Origin of the sequence: Nonomuraea purpurea, from assembly GCF_042650645.1 — a bacterium.
GTDB classification, from domain to species: domain Bacteria; phylum Actinomycetota; class Actinomycetes; order Streptosporangiales; family Streptosporangiaceae; genus Nonomuraea; species Nonomuraea purpurea.
This window is the reverse complement of sequence record NZ_JBHSBI010000033.1, coordinates 42,783-60,301: the sequence shown is the minus strand read 5'-3', so window position 1 is coordinate 60,301 and position 17,519 is coordinate 42,783. Positions and strand designations below refer to the sequence as shown.

General features: G+C 68.0%; 16 protein-coding genes. 8 read left to right on the top strand and 8 right to left on the bottom strand.

From position 1 onward, the window contains the following. Positions 1-89: 89 nt before the first annotated feature. Both ACFOY2_RS43910 and ACFOY2_RS43905 read right to left on the bottom strand, forming a co-directional pair. Positions 90-3,206 (bottom strand): fascin domain-containing protein, encoded by a 3,117-nt coding sequence (locus ACFOY2_RS43910; RefSeq protein WP_379534081.1) that lies wholly within the window; start codon positions 3,204-3,206, stop codon positions 90-92. A 351-nt stretch (positions 3,207-3,557) separates the two neighbouring features. After that, positions 3,558-4,079, bottom strand: a complete 522-nt coding sequence (locus ACFOY2_RS43905) for a MarR family winged helix-turn-helix transcriptional regulator (protein ID WP_379534080.1) — start codon at positions 4,077-4,079, stop codon at positions 3,558-3,560. An 80-nt stretch (positions 4,080-4,159) separates the two neighbouring features. On the opposite strand from ACFOY2_RS43905, the gene ACFOY2_RS43900 reads away from it, so the two are divergent. The 5 genes from ACFOY2_RS43900 to ACFOY2_RS43880 all read left to right on the top strand — a co-directional run bounded on the left by ACFOY2_RS43900 (position 4,160) and on the right by ACFOY2_RS43880 (position 7,153). Continuing rightward, the gene (locus tag ACFOY2_RS43900; protein ID WP_379534079.1) at positions 4,160-4,588 is read left to right on the top strand and encodes a PPOX class F420-dependent oxidoreductase; all 429 of its coding nucleotides are present in this window, start codon (positions 4,160-4,162) and stop codon (positions 4,586-4,588) included. A gap of 57 nt (positions 4,589-4,645) precedes the next feature. Continuing rightward, a complete protein-coding gene (locus ACFOY2_RS43895; RefSeq protein WP_379534078.1) occupies positions 4,646-5,221 on the top strand; it encodes an NADPH-dependent FMN reductase in 576 nt (191 codons plus the stop codon). A 121-nt stretch (positions 5,222-5,342) separates the two neighbouring features. Continuing rightward, positions 5,343-5,732, top strand: a complete 390-nt coding sequence (locus tag ACFOY2_RS43890; protein ID WP_379534077.1) for a nuclear transport factor 2 family protein — start codon at positions 5,343-5,345, stop codon at positions 5,730-5,732. 138 nt (positions 5,733-5,870) lie between these two features. Beyond that, positions 5,871-6,791, top strand: coding sequence for an NmrA family NAD(P)-binding protein (locus ACFOY2_RS43885; protein ID WP_379534076.1), 921 nt, complete (start codon positions 5,871-5,873; stop codon positions 6,789-6,791). Continuing rightward, on the top strand, positions 6,788-7,153 hold the full coding sequence (locus ACFOY2_RS43880; protein WP_379534075.1) for a hypothetical protein: 366 nt from the start codon (positions 6,788-6,790) through the stop codon (positions 7,151-7,153). The genes ACFOY2_RS43885 and ACFOY2_RS43880 overlap by 4 nt, the downstream gene beginning before the upstream one ends. 65 nt (positions 7,154-7,218) lie before the next feature. Here the strand turns inward: ACFOY2_RS43880 and ACFOY2_RS43875 are convergent, their stop codons facing one another. Then, complete coding sequence (locus ACFOY2_RS43875) at positions 7,219-7,809, bottom strand: hypothetical protein (RefSeq protein WP_379534074.1); 591 nt, start codon at positions 7,807-7,809, stop codon at positions 7,219-7,221. A gap of 173 nt (positions 7,810-7,982) precedes the next feature. Between ACFOY2_RS43875 and ACFOY2_RS43870 the strand changes: the two genes are divergently transcribed. Continuing rightward, positions 7,983-8,756 carry a TIGR03084 family metal-binding protein gene (locus ACFOY2_RS43870; protein ID WP_379534073.1) on the top strand — a complete coding sequence of 258 codons (774 nt, stop codon included), beginning with the start codon at positions 7,983-7,985 and terminating at the stop codon, positions 8,754-8,756. Positions 8,757-8,860: 104 nt separating this feature from the next. On the opposite strand, the gene ACFOY2_RS43865 is transcribed toward ACFOY2_RS43870, so the two are convergent. From ACFOY2_RS43865 to ACFOY2_RS43855, 3 genes are read right to left on the bottom strand one after another with little or no spacing between them, the layout of a single operon-like run. Further along, complete coding sequence (locus ACFOY2_RS43865) at positions 8,861-9,829, bottom strand: NAD(P)-dependent alcohol dehydrogenase (protein ID WP_379534072.1); 969 nt, start codon at positions 9,827-9,829, stop codon at positions 8,861-8,863. A gap of 1 nt (position 9,830) precedes the next feature. Beyond that, entirely contained in the window at positions 9,831-10,001 is a 171-nt protein-coding gene (locus ACFOY2_RS43860) for a helix-turn-helix transcriptional regulator (RefSeq protein WP_449290158.1), read from the bottom strand. A 39-nt stretch (positions 10,002-10,040) separates the two neighbouring features. After that, complete coding sequence (locus tag ACFOY2_RS43855; protein ID WP_379534071.1) at positions 10,041-10,469, bottom strand: hypothetical protein; 429 nt, start codon at positions 10,467-10,469, stop codon at positions 10,041-10,043. 284 nt (positions 10,470-10,753) lie between these two features. Here ACFOY2_RS43855 and ACFOY2_RS43850 point away from each other — a divergent pair, with 284 nt between their 5' ends. Both ACFOY2_RS43850 and ACFOY2_RS43845 read left to right on the top strand, forming a co-directional pair. Beyond that, positions 10,754-12,871: a DUF6351 family protein gene (locus tag ACFOY2_RS43850; RefSeq protein ID WP_379534070.1), complete on the top strand. Its 2,118-nt coding sequence runs from the start codon at positions 10,754-10,756 to the stop codon at positions 12,869-12,871. Between the two features lie 472 nt (positions 12,872-13,343). Then, entirely contained in the window at positions 13,344-15,359 is a 2,016-nt protein-coding gene (locus ACFOY2_RS43845) for a protein kinase domain-containing protein (RefSeq protein WP_379534069.1), read from the top strand. Between the two features lie 68 nt (positions 15,360-15,427). Here the strand turns inward: ACFOY2_RS43845 and ACFOY2_RS43840 are convergent, their stop codons facing one another. After that, a complete protein-coding gene (locus ACFOY2_RS43840) occupies positions 15,428-16,903 on the bottom strand; it encodes an MFS transporter (RefSeq protein WP_379534068.1) in 1,476 nt (491 codons plus the stop codon). Between the two features lie 72 nt (positions 16,904-16,975). Further along, positions 16,976-17,515 (bottom strand): TetR/AcrR family transcriptional regulator, encoded by a 540-nt coding sequence (locus ACFOY2_RS43835; protein ID WP_379534067.1) that lies wholly within the window; start codon positions 17,513-17,515, stop codon positions 16,976-16,978. Positions 17,516-17,519: the final 4 nt, after the last annotated feature.

The following is a 17,519-nucleotide window of genomic DNA, read 5'->3' as shown; positions in this document are numbered from 1 at the left end:
GGCTTCCTCCCTGACTTGGGGGGTGGGAGTCAAGAAGAGCTGTTTCGCCTCAGGTTCTGGACCGTCGGACGGCAGCGTTGTTGAGGTGATCAGGTGGTGACGATGTCGAACTGTTCCCAGGGGCCGATGGCCGTGCGGTTGGCGATCAGCGGCTGTGATCCGCCGCCCTCCGCGCACACGTACTTGCCGTTGACCTGGGCCTTGAGGCTGACGGTGCCGTCCGGGTTGTTGATGAGCTGGAAGGTCTCCCAGGGTCCTGCCGAGGGGCGGTTGGCGATCAGGGCCTCGGCGCCGGCGTTCTCCGCGGTCACGAACTGGTTGTTGCTCCTGGCCCGCAGCGCGACATTGCCGTTGCCCAGGTCGACGCGCTCGAACTGTTCGCCCGTCCCCGCGCTGGTCTTGTTCGCGATCAGGGGCGTGCCGGGGGCGGCGGTGACGTACAGGTTGTTGGCTCTGGAGCGCAGGCTGACCGCTGGGGTACTCGTGAGGATGCGCAGGGCGTCGACCATGCCGACGGCGGTGCTCTTGTTGACGATCCTGATCGTGTGCCGGCCGCTGGGCAGCCCGGTCTTGCCGAACACGACCTGCTGCGCCTGCCTGGCGCCTGAGACGTACAGGTTCACGTTCGTCTGGAAGACGTCATCGAGGTAGACGTCCACGTTGCCCATGTCGCCGTTGCGCTCGGAGAGGTATTCGATGCCGGTCCCGGTGAAGGTGTACTGGGCGGCGGCGCCGACGGTGTTGCTGTGGTGGGTGTCGTCGTTGTAGTCGCCGTAGCCCCGGCCGGTCGTGTGGTACCAGTTGGCGTCGTAGGTGAGCTCGGTGTCGTTCACCATCGGGTCCGGCGTCGAGCCGAGGCCGAGGGCTGAGCTGGTGCCGCTCAACGTTTTGGCGCGCTGGTTCGCCGTACCGGTCAGCCGTGCCGAGGAGTAGGAGGTGAGCGGCTTGGCCGTGCGTTCCACGACGTAGACGGTGTTCGCCGTGGTGGCGAAGGAGATCTCCGCGCTGGAGGCGGTGGCCAGGATGGCGTTGTCGGAGGTCCTGCGCACGCGTACCTGCTGGGTGCCCCAGGGGTTGATCACTGTGGCCTGCTTGCCGTACAGGCTCTTGAGCCCGACGTACTTGATCTCGCCGGCCTCGCGTTCCGAGCTGACGTGGAAGCCGTCCTTCGCCAGCAGGGTGAATTTCCCGACAAAGGATGAGTCGCCGGGCACTGCGGGAAACACCCTGATCTTGTCGTTGTAGCTCTGCATGAGTGCTTCGTTCATCGCGGACAGGTGGACGCCGAGATACTCGAAGACGCCATTGGTGTTGTTCGTCATGCCGTTGGGGTAGTTCTGGTACTTCTGCAGCATGGTCTTCATGCCCTGGTACGTCTGGTCGCCGAGGCCGAGCCGGGCCGCCTGCACCGCGTCGTTGGACCATACGTTGCCGTAGGGGAAGGGCCGCTGGTTCCACGTGTTGACCGCGGTCTGGTAATCGGGGTATCCGATGCCGGTGATGTCGTAGGGCCAGATCAGCTCGGCCGAGACGTTCTCGTTGTTCCTCGTCTGCGCGATCGGCGGCTGGTGCGGCTGGTAGGCGCCGTTGGCGACCGGGTAGGGCGCCAGGTGGTCCAGCACGTTCTGCCAGCCCGAACGCAGGCCGCCGTCCAGGCCGAGCTGCTGGCTGACCTGGATGGTCAGCGGGAAGATGCTGCGCACGGCGGCCAGGTCGGTGATGGCGTTGCGGACGTTCCAATAGGTCTCGTGGGAGTTGGAGTTGGCCATGTAGAAGGTGTTGGTGGCGCTGTCGTGGGACAACATGGCCGAGTAGAACTTCGCCGTCTCACGCATGTACGGATAGGCGACGTCGCGCAGGTAGGTCAGGTCGTTGGTGTACCGGTAACGGAGGTACATGTTGTACGCGGCCTCGTAGCCGGTCGACAGGATGTTCTTGGTGTAGTCGCTGCCGACCGTGCCGCGCGCGTTGCCGTCCCAGCCCATGGTCTCCGGCACCCACAGCCCGTCCACGCCGTACCTGGTCTGCGTGTACGCCTTCAGCGCGGTGTAGTTGCGACTGTAGAGCTTGTTGAAACCGTCCATCAGGTCGCTGTGATTGGAGGCCAGGAAGGAGTTGTAGACGTCGCGCTGGTTCCAGTACCAGTAGGCGTTGCTCCACTTGGTGGTGTCCTGGGTCGCGCGGAAGACCCCGTTGATGAAGTGGAGCGGGTAGTTGCCGTAGCCTCCGGCAGCGATCATGTACGTGCTGAGGTAGTAGACGTTCTCCATGTAGTCCGCGTCGCCGGAACCATTGGCGTACTGGACGAACGACCTGCCCCAGAAGGAGTGCCACCAGTTGCGGTAGCTGGTGTACGTGGCGGCGTACCCGGTGCCCTTGACCGAGGAGAGCTGGTTGCGAGCCTGGGACAGCGAATCGCGGTTGGGCGCGTTGATCCTGCTGGACGCGGTGATCCAGATCGTGTAGCTCGAGGTGGGCGTGATGTTCAGCCGCACCTTCCTGCCGTCCACGACCTGGGTGGTGAACCCCGCGCCCTCCACGGTGGCGGCCAGGGTGTAGCCGAAGCCGTTGGCGTCGCTCTGCCCCCGGCTCAGCCCGGCACTCGCGGCGTCGGCGTAGGTGGAGATCGTCTTCCACGTGTTGAGATCCGGCACGTCGCCGCTGTTCGTGAGGCCCGCCGGGTCCCACATGCTGAGGTCCAGGGCCACGCTGGAGACCCCGCCGCGGGTGTCGTCGACGTGGATGCCCATCACCTCGGAGTTGGGCGCTCCGAGGATGGTGACGGTCCGGTTGGAGTCGTACTTGGTGGTCAGAGTCCCGTCGTAGAGCGACAGGCGCTGCTGGTAGGTCGAGTAGCCCGTGTCCATGCCGGGATTGGAGTACAGGTTCACCAGGCCCGCCGCGAACGCGGACTGCTGTGACAGGTCGACGCCCGACACCTGCATCGTCAGCCCGTTCTGGTTCCAGACCATGGCGCCCGTGCGGCCGTTGCCCACGGTCAGGCCGTGGAGCGGATTGGTGTTGGGCCGGTTGTACACGATGTCGTGCTTGGACAGGTATCCCTGGTAGTCCACGTTGAGCACGCCGGCCGCCTGGTCGAAGGCCGCGTCGGTCGTCGAGGCGAGAGTGGGCGAAGCCACACCCGCGGTCAGGAGACCGGCGGCGAGCGTCAACGGAGGCAGTGAGCCTAACAGCTTCTTTAACATGCTGTTCCTCCGCACAACTCCCGATTTCGGGCTGTCAGGCGTAGTTAACGTTGGATGTATTCATAGGTCAATAGGCTCGATCGCCGCCTGGCCGCGCAAAATCCAGCAAATTTACTCAAATAAGCGAAGTAATTGCACAGATCTGATGGCTACCTGCGCGGACACCGCGCGAGCCCACTCATACCTCCGATGTTTTGGAGCGTGCCCGTAACGCAACGCGGATGGAGCGCGCACCGTCGAGGCGCGGGCGTATCCGATCGGGACGTCCGGGTGCCGTCAGCGGGGCGAGCCTGTGAAACACCGAATTCCAGCGGTCAGGGGAGAGGCGCGGCCTGACCCCGGGCGCGAGAGTCAGCGACGGTTTGAGGCCGATGCCCGGCAGTGGGTGATGATCTGGGCCATCGTCGTGCGGAACTGCTCACGGTCGTCGTCGGCGAGCGGCGTGATGAGGTGGCTGAGCTCGGCGCTCACCTCGGCATGGAAGGCGGTCGCCGCTTCGTGGCCGGCGTCGGTCAGGGTCACCTGCAGGGCACGCCGATCGCCCGGCACCGGTGAGCGCCGGGCCAGCCCGCGCCGCTCGGCCCGGTCCATCAGGCCGGTCAGTGCCGCCTTCTCCACGCCGAAGCAGTGGGCGAGGTCGGCCATGCCGCGGGGACCGTCGAGCAGGACGCACAAGAGCTTGGCCTGTACCGGGGTCAGGCCATGGCGTTCCGAGACGCGGGCGTAGAGGCCCTGCACCAGGGCGGTGAGCTGGACCAGGCCGGTGGCGGCGTCCATCTGGGCGGCATCCAGGCCGGCCTGCACGCCGTCGCCTGCGCAGCCGAGCCCTGCCCCCGAGTCCGTCGCCGCGCTCGATTGCCCCGTTTTTGTCACGAGCTCATCGTACAGGGTGCATATAGTTAATGTCGCGTATAGTACGCTCCGTTTACGTATTCGACCAAGGAGGTCAGGACGTGTCCTTCAGCGACGAAGAGATCGCCTACCTGCGCTCCCAGCGGCTGGCCCGCATCGCCACCGTGGGTGCCGACGGCCAGCCGGACGCGGTGCCGGTGGGCTTCGAGTTCGACGGTACGTATCTGTACGTGGGCGGCATCGACCCGGCCAGGACCCGCAAGTTCCGCAACGTGCGGGCCGGCAACACCAAGGTCGCGCTGGTCATCGACGACCTGCCGTCGACCGACCCGTGGACGCCGCGCTACCTGCGCCTCTACGGCGAGGCCGAGCTCGTGCAGCGCGAGGGCCAGTTCGGGCCGGCCGCCTACATGCGGATCACGCCCACGCTGTCGTGGAGCTTCAACCTGGAGGGGCTGCCGTTCACCCACGACCGCGAGGTCAAGGTCCGGCGCACCGTCCACACCCCCGCGCCCGAACCCGGCGCGTAGCCATCCCCCCGTCCGATCCACCCATCCCCTTCTTCAACCTGTCAGGAGAAACAGACCGTGACCCGCATCGGCATGATCTTGGGAAGCACCCGCCCGAACCGAGCCGGCGAGCAGGTGGCACGCTGGGCGTTCGAGCTGGCCGCCAAGCGCGAGGACGCCGAGTTCGAGCTCGTCGACCTGCGCGACTTCCCGCTGCCCCACCTGGATGAGGGCATGCCGCCGTCGTTCGGGCAGTACGCCGGCGAGCACACCCGCCGCTGGGCCGAGAAGGTGGCCTCCTTCGACGGGTTCGTCGTCATCACTCCGGAGTACAACCACAGCACCAGCGGCGTGCTGAAGAACGCGCTGGACTACCTGTTCGCCGAGTGGAACAACAAGGCCATCGGGTTCATCTCCTACGGTGCCCACGGTGGCGTCCGCGCCGTGGAGCACCTGCGCGTGATGGCCGGCGAGCTGATGATGGCCGACGTGCGCGCCCAGGTCGTCCTGCCGTTCGCCACCGAGTTCGAGAACTACCGCACCTTCAAGCCGGGCGACTACAACCTGCCCGCCTTCGACACCATGCTCGACCAGGTCATCGCCTGGAGCCAAGCCCTCGCGCCCCTGCGCGCCCCACAGCACGCCACCGCCTGACCGGCACGCCCTCAGCTCATGACACCGGGCGCCTGCACGCCTTCGTCCGCGCCGGTGCCCGGGTGCACCACCAGCTTGCTCGGCGGCCCCGCCGAGCATCTGAGGAAAGGACAGCACACCCATGAACGCCACCCACGACACCGGCAACACGGCCGTCGCCGACGCCTACTTCGACGCCTGGCAGGCCAACCAGCCGTCCCAGCTGGCCGACGTGCTCGCCCACGACGTCCGCGTCAACGGGCCCCTGGGCCAGATCGACGGTGCCGCCCAGTACCAGGTCTCTCTGGGCCGGATCTTCGCCATCACCGGCGAACTGGTCTTCCACAAGCGGTGGGTCGACGGCGGCGACGTCATGACGTGGTTCGACCTGCACCCCCGCGACGGCAGCGAACCGTTTCCCGTGGCCAGTTGGCTGCAGATCGAAGACGGCCGCATCACCCGCGTCCGGGTCACCTTCGACCTCGGCAAACTCCTGCGGGCCGGCGACCCGCAGGAGTTTGCCGACCAGTAGCCCGCTGACCGGAGCGCGGCGTTCGCCCGGGCATGTCGTGCCCGCGCAGCGGCCGACCCGCGAGCGTTCCGGCCCTTCCGAGTCCATGGCGCAGGCGGCGCCCCCACCACCGACCCCCTTCGGGAAGCGAGAACACCCATGAGCACGCCCCACGCCGGCACATCCCCGGTCCTCGTCGTCGGCGCGACCGGCTCCCTCGGCGGACAGGTCGTCGACGAACTGCTCAAACGCGGCAAGAACGTCCGTGCCCTGGTCCGCCCCGCCACCGACGCCGGCACGCTCCAGAACCGCGGCGTCGAGATCGCCCGCGGCGACATGCTCGACCTCGGCTCACTGGTGGCCGCCATGACCGGCGCCGATGCCGTCATCACCACCGCCGCCGGCTACACCCGCGGCGGCAAGAACGCGCACGCCATCGACACCCTCGGCAACGCCAACCTGGCCGAAGCCGCCGCCCGCGCCGGTGTGCGGCGCTTCGTTCTGACCAGCATCCTCACCAGCGACCAGACCCCCGGCGTCACGCACTTCTGGCACAAGAAACTCGCCGAGGACAAGCTCGAACTGCTCGGCGTCCCGTTCGTCGCGCTACGCCCCGGCGCCTTCCTCGACCAGATCGCCACCATGGGCGGCAACGCCCTGGACAAGGGCCGCCTGATGTGGATGGGCAAGACCAGCGTGCCGCTGACGTTCGTCCTCACCTCCGACCTGGCCGCCTACCTGGCGGCCGCGGTCGACGCCGACGTCAAACGCGGAGAGCGCATCGACATCGGCTGGGACCGACCGGTCAGCGTGCGTGAGGTGGCCGCTCTCCTCGGCCATGCGGCCGGAAAGACGATCAAAGTGCGGGCCGTGCCCTCCGCCATCACCCGCGGCGCGGGCGCCCTGGCCGGTTCCCTCCTGCCGATGGTCAAGGACATGGCGGCCATGTCCGGCTGGTTCGACAGCGGCCGCTACGTCGCCGACACCCGGCGCCAGGCACAGCTGTTCGGCCCGGTCCCCACCGCCGAAGACGCCATCACCCAGCTCACCACTCACCTGCGCAACGCGCACCGTCCATGACAGGGCTCCGGGTTTCTGCTCCCGCCGGCCAGCCGACTTCTCAGCCCGCCAATCCGCTGGAGCGGCTCGCGGAGGTTTGCGCCGCCGGCGCCACCTGGCAGATCAACGCCCCCTACGCCAGCGTGCGCCCCACCCCGCACTCAACTCGATGGCGGCGCAGGTTCTGCGCCGCCGAGGTCTCAAGGGCGCGGATCGGCTCCGACGGCCCCTTACTGGCGCAGGTCACCCGGCCTCCGAATGGGACGCAAGCCCCCGCCCCCGTCAAGCGCGCCAGCAGGAACGGCTGCGGGCAGGTGTCGCGCACTGCCCTGTGCGACACCTTGCCGCTGACGTTGTCGGCGGGTCCTGGAAAGTCGGGTTGACGTTCGGACCTGATGCGACCGGTCCCTGAGATGGGCTTGTGGAGGTTGCGGGCCAGGTCGAGTGGTCACGTGATGCGGTTCGCCTTTTCCGCCGTCCTGCGGAACTGCGTGCCGTCCCACCTGTAGGTTTCGCTGACGATCAGGTCTGGACAGCATCTGGGGGCTTGGTCGCTGAGCGCCTTGCCGTTCAGGTGCACACGCCCGCCCCGGACCGCGACCTTCAGGGATTTGAAGTAGCGGTTCTTGCCGAGTTTCCCGAGCAAGCGCGGAGCCGAGGGCTTGGAGGCTCCGTCGTAGACAAAGGCGATCAAGGGATTGCTCGACGTCGAGCTCGGGCACGACGACACGACGACGGTCTCACGCCTGCCGTCACGGGTAAGGTCGCCGACGGCCGCTACGCGGGCGCGCACGACGTACCAAGCGGCGTGCGGCCCCGGTTTGGGGCAGTTCAGAGCCGGCTCCACTACGGACGCCCAGTCGACCCGGTCGACCGCGGTGGTGGCGGTGGCCTGTGCCGCTGCACTGTCCACGGTGGCCGCGTTGGCGACACCTCCGCCGAGGACGACCGTCAGGCAGGTGGCCAGGGAGGCGGCGCCGGCCCAGGCTCCGTATCGGCGGGCTCTTGGGCGGCTCGTGTGCTCGGTAAGTGAGGTCATAGTCAGTCGGACGCGGAAAACCTCGAAGATGTTGCGGGCTGTTGGTTCATGCCGCGCACGTGGCGCTCCAGGGCCGAGCTGAAATCAACCTCAGGTAACCTGACCGCACTAGATCAACTTCACCCGTCCGAACGGGACAAGCCTCTTGCCGTCAATGCGTGAAGGTGACATCGATGCTGGACTACGGCCTAGATATGTCCGGTGTAGAGCGCGACCTTGCTCTGCCCGACTTGGTGGCTGAAGGAGATGAGCTTGACGCCCTGGTATCAGCGCAGAGTGACTGGTCCAAGCCCACGCCGGCAGCGGGGTGGACGATCGCTCACCAGATCGCTCATCTAGCTGCAGCTGACGCGAACGTCCTCATCGCCATACGGACCCCGGACGCGTTCGACGCTGTGCTGAAGCAGGCCGAAGCCGCAGGCAGCCAGTACGCCGATCTCGACGCCGCCGCGGGAGCAGCCAAGCCGCGATCAGCACTGCTGGAGCAATGGCGCGCCGGCCGAGCCGAAGTGGCAGCAGCGCTACGTGACGTTCCGCTGGACCATGGGTTTCCGTGGTACGGCTCGCAGTTGACCGCGGCGCTCATGGTGCCGCTTCGCCTGATGGAAACGTGGGCTCACGGGCAGGACATTTTCGATGCACTGGGTGTCTCGCACCCTCCGACGGGGCGGCTCCGGCATGTGGCCTCGTTGGGGGTGGCAGGACGAGAGCTGTCGTTCCATGCAGCCCAGTTGCCTGTTCCGCCAGAGCCGTTCCGTGTCGAGCTGACTGGTCCCGATGGCCAAACCTGGGTATGGGGCCCGGAAGATGCCATGCAACGGGTTCAGGGCAGTGCCCTCGACTTCTGCCTTCGAGCCACCCAACGCAGGTCCCGAGCCGAGACTGACCTCACGGCGGTCGGCAAGGACGCGCAGAAGTGGCTTGATGTTGCTCGCGTTTTCCTCTGAAGGGGCAAGCGGCGATCTGCCGATCGAGCTCCGCAACAGTACCTTCGCCGACGGGAACGCGCCCGTCTCCTGACCGCAGCCCGGGGATCACGAGCCTGACGCCGTCACATGGTGATGACCATCTTGCCGCGCGTGTGGCCCTTCGCGAGCTCGCGGACGGCTTCGGGTGTCTCCCTCAACGGGAACGTCTTGCTTATCACCGGCGTGATCTTGCCCTGCTCCGCGAGCCCGGCCAGCGTCTCAAGCAGCTCCAGCTTGGGGAAGGCGAAGACGACCCGCGGCTGGTAGCGGACGAACGGGCCCAGCAGGACCGCACGGAGCTGCCGGTCCATTCCCGCCAGCCACCGGCCGCCCTCCTCCCCGCCGACGATGACGAACGTACCGCGCGGGGTGAGTGCCCGCCGCAAGTGGGTCAGCGAGCGGTTGCTAGCCATGTCGATGATGAGGTCGTAGCGGCGCTTGCCGTCCGCGAAATCCTCGACCGTATAGTCCACGATGTCGTCCGCGCCGATCGACCGGACGAGTTCCACCTTGGACGTGCTGCACACGCCGGTGACTTCCGCGCCGAAGGCCTTGGCCAGCTGAACCGCGAACGTCCCCACGCCCCCACCGGCGCCGATGACCAGCACCCGCTGCCCGGGACGTACCTTCCCCGCGTCACGCAGCGCCGTCAGCGCGGTCATCCCGGACGTCGGCAGCGCCGCTGCCTGCTCGAACATGAGGTTCTCCGGCACCGCGGCGAGCCTGTCCTGCGGCGTGCGCACGAACTCGGCGAAGGCGGCGTCGCACGTGCCGAACACGCGGTCGCCGGGCTTGAACCTGGTGACGTTGGCGCCGACCGCCTCGACCTTCCCCGCGATGTCGTTGCCGATCAGGGGATTTTTGGGCTTGCGGAAGCCGATGGCGGGGCGCATGAGGTACGGCACCCCCTCCAGGAGATGCCAGACGCCCATGTCGACGCCGGCCGCGTGGACGCGTAACAACACGTCGTCATCGCCGGGCACCGGTTTCTTCACCTCTCCCAGCCGCAGGACATCGGCCGGACCGTACGCGTCGCGAATGATGGCTTTCACGTCATTTCTCCTGTTCACCGTGTGGATACTGGAACACGTCGTCGAGTGGCACGCCGAACACGTGCGCGATCTGAAAAGCCATTTCGAGGGGCGGTGAGTAGCGGCCCTGCTCGATGGCGATGATGGTCTGCCTGGTCACCCCGACCCGGTCGGCCAGATGCGCCTGTGCCATCTCGCCGTGCGCGAATCGAGTTCGTGACCTTCGTGGACTTCACCATGACGGGATGCCCCGCCGGTAGGAGACGATCTTGACGATCGAGCTGAGCACGGCCTGCAGGACGAACGCCAGGTAGAGCGTGTTGGCGATCCAGAAGTGGTCCAGCTCGGCCATCGCCATCAGGAAGGCCGCGATGGCGCCGGCGACCAGGAACAACTGGCCGGCGTACTCGCCGTACCAGTAGATCTCCCGGTCGCGCTGGTCCTTCTTGCCGACGTCGCCGGGCGCGACCATGCTCACCACGATCATCAGCAGGATCGACGCCACGATCGCGCCGCCGACGCACCACAGCAACGGAGCCACGTAGGGCACTTCGGTGAGGGGGGTGGTGCGCGTCCGGCTCAGGATGATCGCGAGGTACGCCCCATAGCCGCAGACCGAGACCACCAGCATGACCCACGCGCGTCTCTCTTCGGATGCCATGCATCGAATGTAAAACAGAGCAGACTTTGTGTCTAGAATCTTTTACATAAGATCGACGCTGTCCCCCTGGGGGACTGGTGGGGCTGGCCTGGGTAGTGGTGACGGAGATGATCGGGGCGGGGCTGTCTTGGACTGTTCCGTCCACCAGTCCTATGGGCCGCATGGAAAGCTGCTCATCGGAGGTCTTGAACGGGCCCTGGCACCTAGATCGTTTTAAGGGTAAACAGGCCAGTATGAGATCAATTGCGCGTCATGTCTCTTTGTTATCGCTTGTCGGAGCCGCCGTGGTGGCCCTGATCTCGGGCCCGGTTCCCGCGAACGCCGCAGAGAAGGCCGGCGGCCTGGCCTTCACCGTGCTGTCGTCCCGCCCGCAGGTCGTCTCCGGGGGAAACGCGCTGGTCCGCTTGGACGTCCCCGGCGAAGTGCGCGCCGGGGACGTAAGGGTGGATCGCGACGGGACGGAGGTGACCTCCAGCTTCCGGAGCGTGGACGGCGGACGCGCGCTGGAAGGGCTGGTGACGGACCTGCGGGCCGGGCGCAACGTCCTCACCGCGAAGGCGCGTGGTCTCCCGCCGGCGCGGATCGTTCTCGCCGACCACCCGGTGACGGGCCCGGTGTTCGCGGGGGCGCACGAACAGCCGTTCATCTGCGACACGGCGGCGTTCACGACGGTCACCGGGAGCAAGCTCGGCCCGCCTGCCGACGCCGACTGCTCGGTCGCGACCCGGGTCGACCACGTGTACCGCACCACGGCGGGGAAGTTCGCGCCGCTGCCCGCGGACCAGCCCCGGCCGGCCGATCTCGCCTGGACGACGACCAGCGCCGGCCGTCGTGTGCCGTACATCGTGCGCGTCGAGACAGGGACCATCAACCGGGCCATCTACGAGACGTCGATGCTGGACGATCCCGCCACTCCGGCGCCTGACCCGTGGCACCGCTCCGACGGCTGGAACGGCCGGCTGATCTACACCTTCGGCGGCGGCTGCCCCGGCGGATGGTACGTCCAGGGACGCAACACCGGTGGTGTGATGGACGACGTGATGCTGCGCCAGGGGTACGCCGTGGCGTCGTCGTCGCTCAACGTCTTCGGCAACAACTGCAACGACCTGCTGGCCGCCGAGACGACGAGCATGGTGAAGGAGCGCTTCGTCGAGGCGTACGGGGTTCCGGCGTTCACGATCGGTTGGGGCTGCTCGGGCGGGTCGTACCAGACGCACCAGATCGGCGACAACTATCCGGGCCTGCTCGACGGCATCGTCTCGGGGTGCAGTTTCCCCGACGTCGGCTTCGGCACGATCAACACGATCAGCGACGCGCGCCTGCTCGACCACTACTTCCGCGAGGTCGCGCCCGGCGCTCTCAGCCAGGAGCAGCAGCGGGCCGTCTCCGGCTTCGGACGGTGGGAGAGCATCGCGAACCTCGCAGGCGGCGGCGGCCGGATCGACCCTCGCATCTTCTGCCCCGCCCAGCTCCCCGCGGAGCTGCGATACCAGCCGGAGACCAATCCGACCGGCGCCAGGTGCGACGTCTACGACCACACCGTGAACGTCTACGGCCGGGACCCGCGAACCGGGTTCGCCCGGCGCCCGCTGGACAACACCGGAGTCCAGTACGGTCTCGGTGCCCTGCGGGACAAGACGATCACATTCGACCAGTTCCTCGACCTCAACGAGCGGATCGGCGGCTTCGACGCCGACGCCAACCCCGTGCCGGAGCGGACGTCGGCCGACCCGGTCGCGACGCGGGCGGCGTACCGGAGCGGTCGGATGCTCAACGGGGGAGCCGGGCTGGCACGCATGCCGATGATCGACTACCGCGCCTACACCGATGACCTGCCGGGCGGCGACATCCACATGCGCTTCCAGTCGTTCGCGACCCGGGAACGGCTGCAGAAGGCGAACGGCACGTTCGCCAACCAGGTCATGCTCGCCGAGGACAACAGGTACGGCGGGTTCTCGCTGGCCAGCCCCGTCCTGGCGGACGCGCTGACGCAGATGGACCGGTGGCTCACCGCCCTCACCGCCGACGGCCGGCCGGGCGGCGCGCTCGACAAGGTCGTGCGGAACAAGCCGCGCGAGCTGACGGACGCCTGCTGGACCCGTGACGCCGAGCCCCGGAAGATCGTGGAACCCCAGGTCGCAGGCAACGGCACGACCACGTGCGAGACGCTGTATCCGGTGTGGACGTCGCCGCGGCTCGTCGCGGGCGCTTCGATGGCCAACGACATCGTCAAGTGCCGGCTCCGTCCGATCGATCCCGCCACGTACGGTACGCCGCTGACGGCGGACCAGCTCAGCCGGCTGCGCAAGGTCTTCCGCGGTGGGGTCTGCGACTGGTCGGCCCCCGGCATCGGACAGCAGGGCCTCGCCGGGACCTGGCAGTCGTTCCCGTCGAAGACATGATCCGGCTGACGTGACGCAAGGCCGCCCACCGCGACCGCTGGAGGTCTCCTCGCTGGGTCGCACGTATCGGCCGAGGCCGGCCAGGTGCTGGTGGCGGCTCTTGGCCTGCAGTTCGGGCGCGGTGCGGCCGGCTTGCGCGAGATGTTGCAGCGCCGATAGCCCTGGCCAAAGGCGCCACACGGCGAAAGCGAGCACGCAGCCGAGCGAAGCCGTGCGTGCAGCCGGTACAGCTGACGTGGGCCAGGTCGCTGAAGCTACGGTGTGAGCAGCAAAGTAGCGGTGTGTTCTCTATCGGCTTCATAACGTAGTGATCTCAAGTAGGGCATACCAGCCGGTAGTTCGCCTGGTTCTTGATCGTGGTTATCGTCATGCTGGACCCCACACAGACTGGCTCGTTCGTTTGTCCGCCCAGAAGGTGGCCTTGTTCGTAGTTTGGTGTTGATCACATGGAGGGCGGAGGGATCGGGGCGTTGTGGTGAGAGTGCTGTCGGAACGGTATGAGCTGCTGCAGCCGTTGGGACGGGGCGGCATGGGGGTGGTGTACCGGGCGCGTGACCGGGAACTGGAGCGGATCGTGGCGGTCAAGGTGCTGCCCGCGCAGATGCTGCGCGATGAGGACTTCCGGGCCCGGTTCCGGCGGGAGGCGCGGGCGGCGGCGGGCTTGTCGCATCCCAACATCGCGACCGTCTACGACATCGGAGAGGACACCGAGGATGGGGAGCCGGTTCCGTATCTGGTGATGGAGCTGGTGGAGGGCGGGACACTGGCCGATCTGCTGCGCCAGGCTCCGCCGACCCCGAACGAGGTCGGGCGGATCGTGGCGGCGGTCTTGGAGGCGTTGGAGCACAGCCATGGGCGGGAGGTGGTGCACCGCGATATCAAGCCCGCCAACATCATGGTCCACCGCGTCGGCGGCCGGGTGCGGGTGAAGGTGATGGACTTCGGGATCGCCAAGATCTTGTCGGAGACGGCCACCCGATTGACCGCCACCGGAATACGGATCGGTACCCCGTCCTACATGTCGCCCGAACAGGCCGACGGCAAGCCCGCCGACGCCCGCTCGGATCTGTACTCCACCGGATGCGTGCTGTATGAGATGCTCACCGGTCGGCCGCCCTTCATCGGGGACTCGCTCACCGTCGTGCTTTTCGGGCACCTGCACAAGACCCCGCAGCCGCCCTCACAACTGATCCCGGCCCTGGCCCCCTTCTGGGACCAGGTGCTGGCGACCGCGCTGGCCAAAGAGCCCCAGCAGCGCCACCGGGATGCCGCGGCGATGCGACAGGCCATCGAAACCGGCTTGGCCGCCCCCACCACCCAGGCGCCTTCGCCGGCCCAGCCTCCCGCGTCCGCAGCGACTGCCCGGCTTGACACCCTCCCACCTACCGAACCGGCACCCTGCGTGTCGGCCCTCTACGCACCCGGCTCTCCCGGTCTCGGGGATCGGTCCGCGCCTGCGGCCGCGCCGCACCGGATCCTGTCCCGCCGCCGCCTGCTCACCGGGCTGGGCGTCGCAGGCCTGGCCGCCGCCCTGCCGGCCGCCTACTACACCTTCACCCGGGAAGACACCGCCACCCTCCTCGGCCGGCGCCTCGCCGGCCACAACGGCACCGCCCACTCGGTGGCCTTCAGCCCCGACGGCAAAATCCTGGCCACCGGCAGCAGTGACGACACCGTGCGGTTGTGGGACGTGGCCACCCGCGCCCTCCTCGGCCCGCCCCTCACCGGCCACACCGACGGTGTCTCCGCGGTGGCGTTCAGCCCGGACGGCAAGCTCCTGGCCACCGGCAGCTATGACGACACCGTGCGGTTGTGGGACGTGGCCACCAACACCACCATCGGCCGCCCCCTCACCGTCCACACCAACGACGTCGACTCGGTGGCCTCCATCTCCGCGGTGGCGTTCAGCCCAGACGGCAGGCTCCTGGCCGCCGACGATGACGACGACGTGCGGTTGTGGGATGTGGCCACCCGCGCCCCTATCGGCCGTCCCCTCGCCGGCCGCATCAAGCTGACGGGCTCCATCTCCTCGGTGGCGTTCAGTCCGGACGGCAGGCTCCTGGCCGCCGACGATGACGACGACGTGCGGTTGTGGGACGTGGCCACCCGCGCCCCCATCGGCCGTCCCCTCGCCGGCCACACCGGCTGGGTCGCCGCGGTGGCGTTCAGCCCGAACGGGAAAATCCTGGCCACCGGCAGCAGTGACCACACCGTGCGGTTGTGGGACGTGGCCACCCGCACCCCCATCGGCCGCCCCCTCACCGGCCACACCGGCATCGTCGGCTCGGTGGCGTTCAGCCCGAACGGCAAGCTCCTGGCCACCGGCAGCAGTGACCACACCGTGCGGTTGTGGGACGTGGCCACCCGCACCCCCATCGGCCGCCCTCTCACCGGCCACACCGACGAGGTCTTGTCGGTGGCGTTCAGCCCGGACGGCAAGCTCCTGGCCACCGGCGGCCTGGACGGCACGCGGTTGTGGCAACTGTGAAGCGATTGATGATCAAGCCTGCGGCCCGTTTCTGCCAGTGTGGCACCCGCGTCAGATCGGGAGACGGTTCAGTGGTGTGCCGTGGCCAGGTCCAGCCGGGCCGGGGTCAGCCGCCAGACGGCCAGGGCCGCGACCAGCATGAGAATCGCGCCGTACAGGCTGGTCGCCTGCAGCGATTCGGTGAAGGCGAGTGTGGCCTGGGCGACCAGGTCGGTGGCGCCGCTCTCGCGGGCCAGTGCCAGTGCGCCGCCGAGCGACTCACGGACCGCTTCGGTGGCGTTGGCGGGAAGTTCGGCACGGTAGAGGACTGCGGCCAGACTGCCCAGTACGGCGACGCCGAAGGTGCCGCCGATCTCGTAGGAGGTCTCTTCGATGGCGGCCGAGCTGCCGGCCTTCTCCGCCGGGGTGCCCGACATGATCGCGGCGGAGGCGATGGCCAGTGTTCCCATGCCAGCGCCGATCAAGGTGAGCGAAGTGGCCACCCAGGGAAAGGTCGTCGGGGCGAGCCAGAGCACCACAAAGCCGAGCGCGGCGATCACCAGCCCGCCGGCCAGCACCGGGCGCGCGCCGATCCGCGCGGCGATGGCCGGGGCTGCGGGCGAGAGCACCCCGGCGCCGACCGCCATGGGCAGCATGGCCAGACCCGTCTGCAGCGGGGAGTAGCCCTGGACCAGTTGCGCCCACTGGACCATGAGCAGCATCATGCCCGCCAGCGCGATCGAGGTGGTGAAGGCGGCCAGGGTGCCGGCGGTGAAAGCGCCGTTGCCGAACAGCCGGATCTCGAGCAGGGGATCCGGGCAGCGCAGGCACCGCCGTACGAACCAGGTCAACGTGCCCGCGGCCAGCGCGGCCGAGCCCGCGGTCCAGGCGTCCAGGCCTTCCGTGGCCAGGTGCTTGATGGCGAAGACCAGGGCGACCATGCCGACGATCGACAGCGCCGTGCCCAGCGCGTCCCAGCGACCCGGCGTGGGGTTGCGCGACTCGGGCAGCAGGAACAGCCCGGCGGCGATCGCGATGACCATCACCGGCACGTTCACCAGGAAAGCGGTGTGCCAGCTGAAGGATTCCAGCAGCAGGCCGCCCACGATCGGGCCGAGCGCGCTGCCGACCGCGGCCATCGCCGCCCAGACGCCCAGCGCGGTGGCCCGCTCGCGGGGGTCGGTGAAGATGTTGCGGATCATCGACAGGGTCGACGGCATGATCATCGCGCCACCGATGCCGAGCAGCGCGCGTACGGCGATCACGTCAATGGAGCTGTCGGCCCAGACGATGACGGCGGAGGCCAGGCCGAAGACCGCGAAGCCGCACAAGAGCATGCGCTTGCGCCCCCAGCGGTCGCCCAGCGCGCCGACGGTCACCAGCAGGCCCGCCACCACCAGGGAGTAGACGTCGATCATCCACAGCAGTTCCACCGCGCTCGGCCTCAAGTCGGCCGAGATCTGCGGCAGCGCCACGTTGAGGATGGTCATGTCCATCGTGACCAGCAACAGGCTCGCCGACAGGACGACCAGTGCCGTCCAGCGTTTGGGGTGGAGCTCGGTCACCGTATGCATCATGAGGTCCTTCCGGGGTTGTACGGCCGACCCCGGCCGGCATGTCTCATGCGAGCACGGTGATCAGCTCTTCGGTTCTATCAAGGTGTTCAGCCGGTCCCGCAGGGCCTGCGCGATCGGCTTCGGCAGGGGGGTGCCGCTGGTTGCCTGCGACAGCCACAGTCCGTCGACGGCCAGCCGGGCCAGGAGCAGGTCGATGTCGTGGGGTTCGGCCGAGGTGGGCAGCGGGGCCCAGCGGCTGATGAGCTCGTTCCACACTGTGGCGAGCTCGGGAGCGGCGGCCGATTGGAGCATGAACGCCAGGTCCGCCTTGCCCGCATGGCCATACGCGCCCACCCGCACATAGGCCGCCACGATCTCTTGCACCGACGCCTCTGACGCTGGTTTGCCCAGTTCGGCGGCGAGCCACGTCTCCCAGGCCTCGGTCAGATGTTTCTGGATCGCCATCAGCAGGTCATCGCGCGTCCTGAAGTGATACATCAGGCCGCCCTTGGTGACGCCGGCCTCTTCGGCCGCCGACTCCAGCGTCAGGCCGGTGATGCCGTCACGTTCCGTGACACGGATAGCGGCGTCCAGGATCTGGTTCTTTTGGCTCGGTCGCACCCCT

Coding starts and splice junctions, on each gene's coding strand:
- ACFOY2_RS43855 (WP_379534071.1), bottom strand. CDS start 10,469: ATGGCATCCGAAGAGAGACGCGCGTGGGTCATGCTGGTGGTCTCGGTC.
- ACFOY2_RS43875 (WP_379534074.1), bottom strand. CDS start 7,809: ATGACCTCACTTACCGAGCACACGAGCCGCCCAAGAGCCCGCCGATAC.
- ACFOY2_RS43890 (WP_379534077.1), top strand. CDS start 5,343: ATGAACGCCACCCACGACACCGGCAACACGGCCGTCGCCGACGCCTAC.
- ACFOY2_RS43860 (WP_449290158.1), bottom strand. CDS start 10,001: ATGGCACAGGCGCATCTGGCCGACCGGGTCGGGGTGACCAGGCAGACC.
- ACFOY2_RS43870 (WP_379534073.1), top strand. CDS start 7,983: ATGCTGGACTACGGCCTAGATATGTCCGGTGTAGAGCGCGACCTTGCT.
- ACFOY2_RS43910 (WP_379534081.1), bottom strand. CDS start 3,206: ATGTTAAAGAAGCTGTTAGGCTCACTGCCTCCGTTGACGCTCGCCGCC.
- ACFOY2_RS43885 (WP_379534076.1), top strand. CDS start 5,871: ATGAGCACGCCCCACGCCGGCACATCCCCGGTCCTCGTCGTCGGCGCG.
- ACFOY2_RS43880 (WP_379534075.1), top strand. CDS start 6,788: ATGACAGGGCTCCGGGTTTCTGCTCCCGCCGGCCAGCCGACTTCTCAG.